This window comes from Shewanella sp. 38A_GOM-205m (assembly GCF_000518445.1).
GTDB classification, from domain to species: Bacteria; Pseudomonadota; Gammaproteobacteria; order Enterobacterales; family Shewanellaceae; genus Shewanella; species Shewanella algae.
This window is the reverse complement of the sequence record NZ_JADP01000018.1, coordinates 92,378-104,275: the sequence shown is the minus strand read 5'-3', so window position 1 is coordinate 104,275 and position 11,898 is coordinate 92,378. Positions and strand designations below refer to the sequence as shown.

Sequence of the window (11,898 nt, the reverse complement as noted above, 5' to 3'; positions counted from 1 at the left end):
TGGCAGTGTGGCATGTGGCAGTTGATGTCCACTATCGTCGCACCTTCAAGCTTGGTGGTGAAGAAGTGTTCCTGCTTGCCCTCGATAGAGGTGCGGTACCACTTCAGCTCAACCTTGTTCAGCTTCTCACCGGATGACAGCGAGTTGTACATCAAAGGCACTGCCTTGTTCAGCGCCACGGTGAACTTGAACGGCTTGTGCACCCGTTGACCCGAAGGCATACCTGACTGTGGGTCGGTCGGCACTGTCACCACATGGTTGAATTCCTGAACCAGCATCTCGTCTTCATGACCTTCCACAAAGATGTCGCCCACTGACTCGGCCGTAAACGCGCCTGCGGTGATGTTGCCCTGGGTTTGACCTTCGATGGAGATATAACATGGTGTTGGCATGGTTAATTCCTTTTATTGTTGAATGAGTGATAAAACCTCATCACCCAATGCCAGAAGCATGCCAAATCGTAAACCACTGTTTTACAACAATATCTAAACCCACTCCCGCTCTCCGGGCAATTTCTTGCCCGAACCCGGGCAATTTTTTGCTCGCCGGGCAAATTCTTGCCCAAGTAGAGTAGCCCGAAAGAGTTGCCTGAAGGAATGTCCCAAGGAATAAGCTGAAGTCGACTGGCTTTTGTGAGCCAATAACGCGTAATTCGATAAGAAAATGAATGGATAAAAAAACAGCAAGCCTTAGCTTGCTGTCTCAATTATCTCTACGAATCGCTTGAATGAGAGTCGCTTAAACGGAATTTCAAGCGGCGCAGGCGATACCAGGATCGGAAAGCAACATAACGGCGCTGCGTCCCAGGAGATCGTTGATCATCTGCTCGCCCTTTTCACCCAGCTCTATCTGGGCATTTTCCCTGGCCATGGCCACGGCGCGAAACAGGGTTATCTCAGGATTGTTGTGTCCACAGAGACTAAAGAAGAGTCTCAATACTGCCCTGTGCTCTGCTTGTTGCAGCGCCTGCATCCAGGATTTTTCGAGTGCTTCAACACTGGAAAAATCCAGAGCGGCCAAAAACAGCCGACCAATGCGCACATCCAACCTGGCAAGAAAATCGATTTTGCGCGGAAAATGGTGACTGATCCCCGTGCGGCTAATCCCCGTTGCTTCTGAAAGAGTCGTGTAAGACATAGCCTCAAAACCAATAGTTAAGATTTGTTTGAGAGCTTCGTCCATAATCTGATTGATAGTCAGCTCAGTCTGAGCCTTTGAACGCTTGGCCATTCTTGTCTGCCTCTTATCCCCGTTGTTTTTATTGCCAACGAGCTTATCAAAGGCATAGAGAGAATACTGCCAAAAAGAGGGGTGTTAACAGCGTTTTTCACTTTTGTTCAGCAAGGGTTCAGCTAGGACAGCTAAAAAAAAAGCCTTATTTGTCACATTATTGCAACATTTTTTCTTTAACCAACCAACGATTGGCCATTTCAGTTCCCACCAACTGTTTCAGAGTGGGTTGCAGCACTTTGCCCAGTTGCTCACGACGCCAAAACATATAGCCAGGAAGGGTTTGCCGACCTGCCCGGTTAAAGAGATGCTGCAGCAAGCTGGAAAACTCTGCCACTTCACCTGGAGAATAATGGCGGATCTCTGGATAAAAACTGAGCACAAATGTAGCAAAATCAGCAAATTCCGCGATTTGCTTCAGATCATACTTATTTAACACTTGTATCAGATAAAGTGGGCTCCAATGTGACAAATTGCCGATATCGGAAAATACTGCCAGGTTACGACGGTGGTATTGTTGCCACACAAGTTCCAGACTGTTCCATTCTTTAGCACAACGCCAAGCGAGATAAGTATCAGCCAACCACTCGTGGTCCAATTCAGACAACTCAGTAGGCAGAATGTTTCCCTGCAAGCGCTTTACTTCCAGATGCCCCAATTCATGCCACAGGGTTAGTTGCGGCTGATGCTGCAACAGCATTTCATGGTTTTGGCCGTTCCAGATAGCAGTTTGACTTTGAGGGAGATAGCGCGGCGCCCAGAGAACCATACCGGCAACGCTATCATCTTCGAAGGGCAGAGACATGGCGCCTCTCATTCCCAGTGCATCGAAGAAAGCCTTTTGAGACAGGGGCAGTTGTTGTTTGACTCTATCGGGGAGTTGTTGCAGACACAGTGGCAGTTCCGATGGCGGGCATATCAAGGCTTGTTTTGGACCTACATCAGCCCAAAACAAGCTTCCCGATAGCAACACCGCCATCAACATCAGGGCTTGGCCATAATATTCTGAATAATGGCGGTGGTGGAGATACCATCTTCGAATCCCAGCACCTTGACACTGCCACCGGCGGCGATCACCTCTTCACCTCCGGCTATCTCCTCCACCCGGTAGTCGCCCCCCTTGACCAGGAGATCCGGCAGCAATCTAGAGATCACTCGCTGCGGTGTATCTTCACTGAAAGGCACCACCCAATCGACAGCGGCCAGCCCCGCCAGTACTGCCATTCGCCGCTCAAGACTATTGACCGGACGCCCCTCGCCCTTGAGCCGTTTAACCGAAGCGTCATCATTGACCGCCACAATCAATCTATCGCCCAAGGCACGGGCTTCTTTGAGGTAACTGACGTGTCCGGCATGGAGTATGTCAAAGCAACCATTGGTCATCACCACCCGCTCACCTCTGAGCTTGGCTTGCTGCATGGCGTACAGCAGTTGATCTTCGCTGACCACACCAAAGCCTGACTCTCCCTGATGTTGAGCCAGGGCCTCGATGAGTTCAATGCGGCTGACGGTGGAAGTGCCCAGTTTACCAACCACCACACCAGCGGCGGTATTGGCAATGGCACAGGCTTGTGGCAGGTCGCTGCCGGCCGCCAAAGCTGTGGCGAGCGCCGAGATCACAGTATCTCCGGCGCCGGTCACATCATAGACTTCCCGTGCCACAGTAGGAATATGCAGCTCATCCCCTTCGCTGGTGATCAGTGTCATGCCCTTTTCAGAGCGGGTAACCAGCATAGCCCCCAGTTGATGCTTGCTAATCAAGGCCTGGGCCTTGGCCACCAGATCGGCTTCCGAGCTGACAGTGCCCACCACAGCCTCAAACTCACTCATATTGGGAGTAATTAAACTGGCACCGGCATAACGGCCGAAATCGCTGCCCTTGGGGTCCACCAAGACACTGATCCCCTTGGCTCTAGCCTTGGCGATAAAGGCCTGAGGCTCAAAGATGGCACCCTTGGCATAGTCAGACAGCACCAGCACCTTGCAATTGTCCAGTAGAGCTTCGCTCTGCGCCAATAGCGCCTGGCTCTGCTCCTGGGCAAAGGTCTCTTCGAAATCCAAGCGAATAAGCTGTTGGTTACGACTCAGTACCCGCAGTTTGGTGATTGTGGGTTTATCTTCAACCGTCAGCCACTTAGGCTCCACACCTAGAGTACTGACACCTGTATTCAGGGCCGATGCGGCTTCATCGGCTCCGACAATACCGGCCAGTTGCACCGAGCCGCCCAGCGCCGCGATATTCAGCGCCACGTTGGCTGCTCCGCCGGGCCTATCCTCTATCTGATTGATACGCACCACAGGTACAGGCGCCTCGGGTGAAATACGGCCGGTTGGGCCAACCCAGTAACGGTCGAGCATCACATCACCAACCACCAGAACCTTGGCTTTTTCAAATGGGGGCAGAGTTACCTTCATAACGGACTTGTCTTATTAGGCAAAATAAACCCCGATTGTACCTAATTTTCACACTGAATTGGGTTAGAATATGCGGTAATTTTTCCTGTAAACGGGTTTATCGTTTTGGTAGAGAAAGCACAATTTTCCGCTCACTTGTATCACCCTAAATTCTGGTTGCTGTGGCTGGCTGTCGGTCTGGCCAGGCTGACCCTCCTGCTGCCTCTCAAGTGGCAGATGAAGCTTGGCAGTGGCATAGGTCTGCTGGCAATGAAGCTGGCCGGAAGCCGGGTTAACACCGCCAAACGCAACCTGGAGTTGTGTTTTCCACAAATGAGTGAGGCCGAGCGAGAGACGCTGCTCAGACGTAATTTCCAGGAAACCGGCAAGGCAATTTTCGATACCATCAATGCCTGGTGGTGGAGCAACGACAAAGTGCAGAAGCACATGCAGATAAAGGGCCAGGAGCATGTTGAGCAGACACTGGCCGCCGGTCAGGGGGTTATTCTGTTTGCGGTTCACTGCTTGCCGCTGGAAATGGGTGCAAGAATATTTGGCCAATTTCAGCCCGGGGTTGGTGTGTACCGCCCCCACAACAACCCTGTAATGGAATATCTGCAGGTGAAGGGCCGTTTGCGTTCAAACAAGGCGCTGGTTCCCAAGCGGGATCTCAGGCAGATGGTGCGTTGCCTGCGTAACCCTGATGTCATTTGGTACACAGCAGATCAGGACTTTGGCCGCTCCAGCGCCATCTTTATCCCCTTCTTCGCCGTTCCCGATGCTGCCACCATCACCGGCGGCACCACTTTGGCCAAGCTGGGTAAAGCCAAAGTGCTGCCCTTCTTTGTTGAGCGCAACGACGACGATACGGGTTACAACATAGAGATCCAGGCGCCGCTGGATAACTTCCCCGGCGAAAATGAGGTGGAAGACGCCAAACGCGGTAACGGCATTGTCGAGCAGTTGATCAGCCGTAACCCGGCGCAGTACATGTGGCTGCACCGCAGGTTCAAGACCCGCCCCAATGAGAGCGATCCCTCACTCTATTGAGAAAGTAGCCGTAAAAATGCCGACTCAAGGTCGGCATTTCTTCGTTCTTCGCTTTTTCAGTCTTCAGAGGGCAATCTCAAACCAACCCGGCTGACTGTCCCTTCCTGCACCTCGGCGACTATCCAGTCCAGCCCTTGCCAGAGAAATTGATCCCCCACTACAGGGTGACTGCCGAGTTGCTGTAGCAGTAAGTCGGCAACCCGCATCTGCTCATATTCGGGTTCCAGCTGCATGCCGTAAATCGGTGCCATATCGGCCAGCATCACATCCACTGAAATAAAGAAGTCACCAAAGAAGCGGGGCGCCTCGCGTTTTTCTGGCGCCTCACTGAACAGCTGACTCAGAGGCTCCAAATCGTCCTCTTGCCCCAGCACACAAAGAATGTCATCGGCCATCAGCCTGGTACTCCCCGAAGGGTGCAACAGTTCGTTATTGCGAAATACCGCAGCAATCCGGGTTCCCGCCGGCATGGCAAGACGCCTCAGAGGCTCACCGATACACCATTTGTTTTCACTGAGGCGATAGACAAATATCTCCCATTCACTGGTGGGATAAATTTCCACCCCGGCGCGGGAAATAGGTGCCGGTTTGGGTGGCAACTCCACCTTGGCCAGCTGCGCCGCCTTGGACAAGGTACTGCCCTGCAGCAGCAAGGAAACCATCACCACGAAGAAGGCCAGGTTGAAGTAAAGCTGCGCTTGTGGCAGCCCCGCCATCATGGGAAATACCGCCAGAATAATGGGCACAGCGCCGCGCAGCCCGACCCAGGAGATAAACCATCTGTCTCTGTCATGGAAACTGCGAAACGGTAGCAAACTGAGCCAAACCGCAATCGGCCGCGCCAGAAAGATCATCCCGAACGCCAGTGCCAAGCCCGGTAAGGCGATATCTTTCAGATCCGATGGCGTCAGCAAGAGTCCCAGTACCAGGAACATGCCTATCTGACTGAGCCAGGTCATACCATCGAGCACGTTGAGAATCGAGTGTTTGCCACGGGTCGCCTTGTTACCGAGAAATAGACCCACCAGATAAATAGACAGAATACCACTGCCTCCCAGGGCATTGGAGATGGCGAAGATCATCAGTCCACCACTCAGCACCAAAATGGAGTAGAGGCCTTCCGGCAATTGATTGCGATTGATAACCTGCCACAACAGCCAACCGCCGCCGACACCGAGGATCCCGCCCAGGCCAAACTGTTTGATAAAGCTCAGTGCCAGATAGCTGCCCGAGAGTTCATCGCCACTGCTGCCGAGAATGGCAATCAGAGTCACGGTCAAAAACACAGCCATGGGGTCGTTACAACCGGACTCGATTTCCAGTGTCGAACCGACACGCTCATTCACGTTTTTGCCTTTAAGCAGGCTAAATACCGCCGCGGCATCGGTCGAACCGACAATGGCTCCCACCAACGTGCCCTGGAGTAAGTTGAGATCGAATAACCAGGCAGCCAACAAACCTGTCAATGTGGTGGTTAACGCCACTCCAAAAGTGGCCAATGACAAGGCCGGCCACAATGCCACCCTGAAACTGGCAACCCGGGTACGCATGCCACCATCGAGCAGAATAACCGCCAGAGCCAGGTTACTGACCAGATAAGCAACTGAATAGTCATTGAATACTATGCCGCCTGGGCCATCTTCACCGGCAAAGATACCCACCGCCAGAAATACCACCAAAATAGGAATACCGAGTCGCGAAGACAATGGGCTGAGCAGCACGCTGACTGCAATAAGCAAGGCCCCGACAAGGAAAAAGCTGTTGATGATATCTGCGTTCAAATGACCCTCCAGTTGAAAATGCGGGGAAGCTAATAAAAGAGAAACCTGGCTCTAACGAGACTCCGGAAAACACGTGGGTTACAGACGGGATTATATCATTAATTCGGGTTATTTTTCAGTAGAAACAGTTGACTTATTTTTACTGCCAGCGAAAAAGACCAGTAAAAGAAGCCAGGTAAACCCTTAAAAAATGGAAAATTTACCTATAAAACATCAAATCTGAACCCAAAGAAACATAAACTCAAATTAATGAAAAAAACTTTATTTTTTCAAATAACTAAAGAATTTGAAATCCAAGAATTCTCGTCAAGATATTAGCTATAGCTTTCTGGCAAACAGCTAGTGTCATAATGACAGTTATTAATGTTAAAAAGACACTTTTAATACAATCAAAATGACACCATCAAAAACACACAAAAAAGTAATGCACTGATTAAAAACAAGAATAAAAGTTGGCACGTTGGCTGCTCTATGTAGGAAAACCTATCAAATAGACTTTGTCAGAGGGATGCCAATGAGCAGACAAAAATTCACCCTGATCGCACTGTTACTTGTGTTGGTCGCTTCTTTCACTGTACTTCTCAGTATCGGCAGTGAAATCTATCGGGAAAAACCACCGATTGCCGATGTCTATAGCGACAGCCAGGGCCAAGTGGTTTTCAGCGGCAAGGACATAGAACAAGGGCAGCTGGTTTGGCGCTCCATGGGCGGACATCAACTTGGCTCAGTCTGGGGCCATGGCGCCTATGTGGCTCCGGATTGGACCGCAGACTGGCTACACCGTGAGGCCGAAGCCTGGCTGGATATTCGAGCCAAGGAGACATACAACAAGCCTTTCAATAGCCTGGACAAGAGTACTCAGGCCGCATTGGAGCAAGCTTTAAGGGACGATTTGCGCCATAACACTGTCACTACAGACGAGATAGGTCACACCCGGGTGGTGCTTTCCGACACCCGTATCGCCGCCATGGCGCAAGTGAGTCAGCACTATCAATCTTTGTTTGGTGACGATCCCGCGCTGAATGAGCTGCGGGAAGCCTATGCGATGAAAACCAATACCATAGGATCTGCCGAGCGCCGTCAACAGCTCAATGCCTTCCTGTTTTGGGGCGCTTGGGCCGCAGTGACCGAGCGCCCGGATGCCAATTACAGCTACACCAATAATTGGCCCTACGATCCACAACTGGGCAATACACCGACATCAGACAATATCGTCTGGTCGATTTTGAGCATAGTGACTCTGCTGGCCGGTATCGGTGCCCTGGTTTGGTATCATGCCGCCGGCAAACATGAAGCCCTGCCGGCTCCCGCCACAGAAGATCCCCTGTTCAGACACAAACCCACCCCTTCACAAAAGGCCACGGGTAAATACTTCATTACCGCTATCGGCCTATTTCTGCTGCAAATACTGCTCGGTGGCGTCACGGCGCACTATGCGGTTGAGGGCCAGGAGTTTTACGGTATTCCCTTGAGTGAGATCCTGCCTTATTCAGTGACCCGCACCTGGCATACTCAACTGGCAGTATTCTGGATAGCGACGGCCTGGCTCGGTACCGGGCTCTATATCGCACCGGCGCTTTCCGGTCACGAGCCCAAATATCAACGCTTCGGTGTCAACCTATTGTGGGTCGCTCTTCTGGTAGTGGTGCTGGGCTCCATGGCCGGTGAATGGCTGGGGGTACAACAATACTTCTCACTGGACAACAACTTCCTCTTCGGTCACCAGGGATATGAATACATAGATCTCGGCCGGGTTTGGCAATTGCTGTTGTTGGCCGGATTGATGATCTGGCTGGCACTGGTGAGCCGCGCCATGTTGCCCGCCCTGAAACAGGAATCTGAGCTAAAGCCTGTGCTCTGGGTACTCTACGCCTCTTGTGTTGCTATCGGCCTCCTCTATGGTGCCGGGCTGTTTATGGGTAAAAACACTAACCTTGCCATCGCCGAATATTGGCGTTGGTGGGTAGTACATCTGTGGGTTGAAGGCTTCTTTGAAACCTTTGCTACCTCGGTTATCGCCCTGATGTTTGTGCGTCTTGGCCTTATCCGTGCCCGCAGTGCCAATGGTGCGGTACTCTTCTCTACCCTGATCTTCCTGACCGGAGGCCTGATAGGCACACTGCATCACCTCTATTTCACCGGCACACCCACTTCGGTCATCGCCTGGGGCGCTATCTTCTCGGCGCTGGAAGTGGTGCCTCTGGCCCTTATCGGTTTTGAAGCGGTGGAAAGCTATCGCCTGCGCCGGGCCGCTCCCTGGATGCAACGCTATCACTGGGCCATCATGTTCTTTGTTGCCACCGCTTTCTGGAATCTGGTGGGCGCCGGTGTACTGGGCTTCCTGATCAATCCACCGATTGCCCTCTATTACATTCAAGGGCTGAATACCACGGCCACCCACGCCCACGGCGCCTTTATGGGAGTCTACGGCATGTTGGGGATAGGCCTGATGTTGTTCTGCCTGTCAGGACTTGCCGGTAAACTGCGCTGGGAAGACAAGTGGCTCAAGGGGGCATTCTGGAGCCTGAATCTGGGGCTGGCCGCCATGCTATTCCTGTCATTGCTGCCGGTGGGCATAGTGCAGTTCTTTGCCGTGCTGGATCATGGCTACTGGTTTGCCCGCTCGGCAGAGGTGATCCACAGCCCACTGGTAGAACGCCTGGTATGGATGCGGATGTTCGGTGACATCATCTTCTCCGTCGGTGGTTTATTGCTGGGCGCCTTCCTGCTGGGATTGTTGCGACAGGCGGTCAAGGCCAAACGCTTGGCCATTGCTACCAGTCACTAGCCACTCACACTGAAAAATAATGTCAAAATGACATTCCACTGTCCCTGGGGTAGACTCACCCCAGGGATTTTATTCAGGTCAGCTTATGCCACTCAGCCATTCCGATCTCACCCGTATCGCGCTGGATATCACCTCAGGTTTGCCAAACAGCGACAGATTCAGTCGCCTGCTGGCGACGGTACGGGACAATCTCCATTGTGATGCCGCCGCTCTGCTGCGATTTCAGGGCAATCGCTTTATCCCACTGGCAATCGACGGCCTCAGGGCCGATGTACTCGGTCGCAGCTTCAACATCACAGAGCACCCGAGACTGGAGGCCATCGCCCGCGCCGGCGATCTGGTGCGTTTTCCGGCAGACAGCCAATTGCCGGATCCCTACGATGGCCTGATAGCCGCCCACACAGATAAGCTCAAGGTGCATGCCTGTATCGGCCTGCCGCTGCTGGACAAGGAACAGCTGATAGGCGCCTTGACCATAGATGGTCTGGACCCTTGCCAGTTCGACGATTTCAGCGATGAAGAGCTGCGAAGCCTGAGCGCCATCGCCGCCGCCTCCCTCGGCAATGCCCTGCTGCTGGATAAGTTGGAAAGCCTGTCGCTACAGAGCCAGAGTCGACCGCTACCGGAAACCGGCCACAGTGAACTTCTGGGGGAAAGCCCGCAGATGTTGGCGCTGAAGCGGGAAATTGCCGTGGTCGCTCCCAGCGACCTGAACGTGTTGATCCTCGGTGAAACCGGCACGGGTAAGGAGCTGGTTGCCAAGGCAGTACACGCCGCCTCGCCCAGAGGCAACAAGGCTCTGGTGTACCTCAACTGCGCCGCCCTGCCAGAGTCGGTCGCCGAGAGTGAACTCTTCGGTCATGTCAAAGGCGCCTTTACCGGCGCCATCAGCAATCGCGCCGGTAAGTTTGAATTGGCCGACAAGGGGACTTTGTTCCTCGACGAGATAGGCGAACTCAGCCTGCCGCTGCAGGCCAAGTTACTCAGGGTGCTGCAATACGGCGATCTGCAACGGGTTGGCGAAGATAGAAGCCTGACAGTAGATGTGCGGGTTATCGCCGCCACCAATAAGGATCTCAAAACCGAGGTGGTTGAAGGCCGCTTTCGCGCCGATCTCTACCACAGGCTGAGTGTTTTCCCGCTACTTGTGCCGCCACTGAGAGAAAGGGGCCGCGACATACTACTGCTTGCCGGGCATTTTCTTGAACGTTGCCGCAGCAAGCTGGGGCTGGAGCGTCTGAGTCTGTCCGCCGAATCGGAAGCCTGGCTGCTGGCCAACGACTGGCCCGGCAACGTCAGGGAACTGGAACACCTGTTGCACCGCGCCAGCGTGTTGGCGCGCGCCGCCAGTGACCATAACCAATGCCAGTTGCAACTGGGTGAGTTGCAGTCAAAGAGCCCCTCTCCAAGTGCGCTGTCGCGCCAGTTGGACACAACAGTGCCTGCAGAAACCATTACACTCAAGCAAGCCACAGCGGAGTTCCAAAGACAGCTGCTGCGCAGTGTGCTGGAGCGGCATCAATACAACTGGGCCGCCAGTGCCCGCGAGTTGGGCGTCGACCCTGGCAACCTGCATCGACTGGCGAAACGCCTGCAACTGAAATAGTTTTTTTGCCGCAATCTGTTGAAATCTGCGCCGGAAAAGGTAAGGATGCCTGCTCGACTCTGATGCCTGAAACCATGGCGACTGACAGCGTTTAATGAAGAAAAATATCCTATGACAAGAATTCCCCGCCTCGCCCTGTTACTGGGCCTGTTGCTTCCCGCCTGCCTGTCGCAGGCCGTTGAATATCCTCTGCCGCCAGAGGGCAGCAGTATCGTCGGTGACAACCAGTATTATGTGGTGCCCGATGACAAGCGCACACTGGAGAGTGTTGCCGACGAATATCAACTGGGGCTGACCAACATGACCGAGGCCAACCCAGGGGTCGACCCTTTTCTTCCCAAGCCCCGCAGCACATTGCTGATCCCTCACAAGCTGATCCTGCCGGATGCCCCCCGTAAAGGGATAGTGATAAACGTGGCCGAAATGCGCCTCTACTACTATCCCAAAGACAGCAATACGGTACAGGTCTTACCCATAGGCATAGGCCAGATAGGTCGGGATACCCCGGAAAACTGGGTGACCAAGGTTTATCGCAAACGCGCCAACCCCACCTGGACCCCAACGGCTAGGATCCGCAAGGAATATGCCGCCAACGGTATCACCCTGCCCAAGGTCTGGCCCGCAGGCCCGGATAACCCCATGGGCTTGTATGCGCTTTATATCGGTAACCTGTATGCCATTCACGGCACCAATGCCAGCTTCGGTATAGGCCTGCGTGTCAGCCAGGGGTGTGTCCGCCTGCGTAATCAGGATATCGAGCATCTGTTCAATACTGTGCCCAACGGCACCCGGGTACAGTTTGTCAATCAGCCGATAAAGGCCAGCCTGGAGCCGGATGGCGGTCGCTATCTGGAAGTGCATCAGCCGCTGTCGCGCACCGAGGCCGAGTTTGAATCCACCGCACCTGTGGTATTGAAGATGACCCCGGCCATCAGCCGCTTTATCGCCCATGCCGACACCGACTCCACCGTGCTCAAACGCCTGTTGGATGACAGAAGCGGTATTCCTACCCGCCTCAATCCCTGAAAGCCTTTCAAAACTAAGACCCC

9 protein-coding genes are annotated in these 11,898 nt (G+C 53.4%); 4 read left to right on the top strand and 5 right to left on the bottom strand.

The features are described 5' to 3' along the window. The 4 genes from N512_RS0112440 to hldE all read right to left on the bottom strand — a co-directional run. Positions 1-392 (bottom strand): Hcp family type VI secretion system effector (locus N512_RS0112440; protein ID WP_028780542.1); only part of this gene is annotated, 392 nt, incomplete at its 3' end. Positions 393-750: 358 nt separating this feature from the next. Next, positions 751-1,230: a TetR family transcriptional regulator gene (locus N512_RS0112435; RefSeq protein WP_025010373.1), complete on the bottom strand. Its 480-nt coding sequence runs from the start codon at positions 1,228-1,230 to the stop codon at positions 751-753. Positions 1,231-1,387: 157 nt separating this feature from the next. Beyond that, positions 1,388-2,215, bottom strand: coding sequence for a hypothetical protein (locus tag N512_RS0112430; RefSeq protein WP_051472798.1), 828 nt, complete (start codon positions 2,213-2,215; stop codon positions 1,388-1,390). Then, on the bottom strand, positions 2,215-3,645 hold the full coding sequence (hldE, locus tag N512_RS0112425; RefSeq protein WP_028780540.1) for a bifunctional D-glycero-beta-D-manno-heptose-7-phosphate kinase/D-glycero-beta-D-manno-heptose 1-phosphate adenylyltransferase HldE: 1,431 nt from the start codon (positions 3,643-3,645) through the stop codon (positions 2,215-2,217). Before hldE ends, N512_RS0112430 begins: the two co-directional genes overlap by 1 nt. Before the next feature lie 105 nt (positions 3,646-3,750). On the opposite strand from hldE, the gene N512_RS0112420 reads away from it, so the two are divergent. Continuing rightward, positions 3,751-4,674 (top strand): LpxL/LpxP family Kdo(2)-lipid IV(A) lauroyl/palmitoleoyl acyltransferase, encoded by a 924-nt coding sequence (locus tag N512_RS0112420; RefSeq protein WP_028780539.1) that lies wholly within the window; start codon positions 3,751-3,753, stop codon positions 4,672-4,674. Positions 4,675-4,730: 56 nt separating this feature from the next. Here N512_RS0112420 and N512_RS0112415 read toward each other — a convergent pair whose 3' ends face one another. Next, on the bottom strand, positions 4,731-6,455 hold the full coding sequence (locus N512_RS0112415) for a potassium/proton antiporter (RefSeq protein ID WP_028780538.1): 1,725 nt from the start codon (positions 6,453-6,455) through the stop codon (positions 4,731-4,733). Positions 6,456-6,969: 514 nt separating this feature from the next. On the opposite strand from N512_RS0112415, the gene N512_RS0112410 reads away from it, so the two are divergent. From N512_RS0112410 to N512_RS0112400, 3 genes are all read left to right on the top strand, one after another. After that, on the top strand, positions 6,970-9,243 hold the full coding sequence (locus N512_RS0112410; RefSeq protein WP_028780537.1) for a nitric-oxide reductase large subunit: 2,274 nt from the start codon (positions 6,970-6,972) through the stop codon (positions 9,241-9,243). 85 nt (positions 9,244-9,328) lie between these two features. Continuing rightward, positions 9,329-10,849 (top strand): nitric oxide reductase transcriptional regulator NorR, encoded by a 1,521-nt coding sequence (gene norR / locus N512_RS0112405; protein WP_028780536.1) that lies wholly within the window; start codon positions 9,329-9,331, stop codon positions 10,847-10,849. A gap of 111 nt (positions 10,850-10,960) precedes the next feature. Continuing rightward, positions 10,961-11,875 carry a L,D-transpeptidase family protein gene (locus tag N512_RS0112400; protein WP_025890079.1) on the top strand — a complete coding sequence of 305 codons (915 nt, stop codon included), beginning with the start codon at positions 10,961-10,963 and terminating at the stop codon, positions 11,873-11,875. The last annotated feature ends 23 nt before the right edge of the window (positions 11,876-11,898 follow it).

Bases quoted from the DNA above. Each gene is read 5' to 3' on its own strand.
- norR (WP_028780536.1), top strand. From the start codon at position 9,329: ATGCCACTCAGCCATTCCGATCTCACCCGTATCGCGCTGGATATCACC.
- N512_RS0112435 (WP_025010373.1), bottom strand. From the start codon at position 1,230: ATGGCCAAGCGTTCAAAGGCTCAGACTGAGCTGACTATCAATCAGATT.
- N512_RS0112430 (WP_051472798.1), bottom strand. From the start codon at position 2,215: ATGTTGATGGCGGTGTTGCTATCGGGAAGCTTGTTTTGGGCTGATGTA.
- hldE (WP_028780540.1), bottom strand. From the start codon at position 3,645: ATGAAGGTAACTCTGCCCCCATTTGAAAAAGCCAAGGTTCTGGTGGTT.
- N512_RS0112400 (WP_025890079.1), top strand. From the start codon at position 10,961: ATGACAAGAATTCCCCGCCTCGCCCTGTTACTGGGCCTGTTGCTTCCC.
- N512_RS0112410 (WP_028780537.1), top strand. From the start codon at position 6,970: ATGAGCAGACAAAAATTCACCCTGATCGCACTGTTACTTGTGTTGGTC.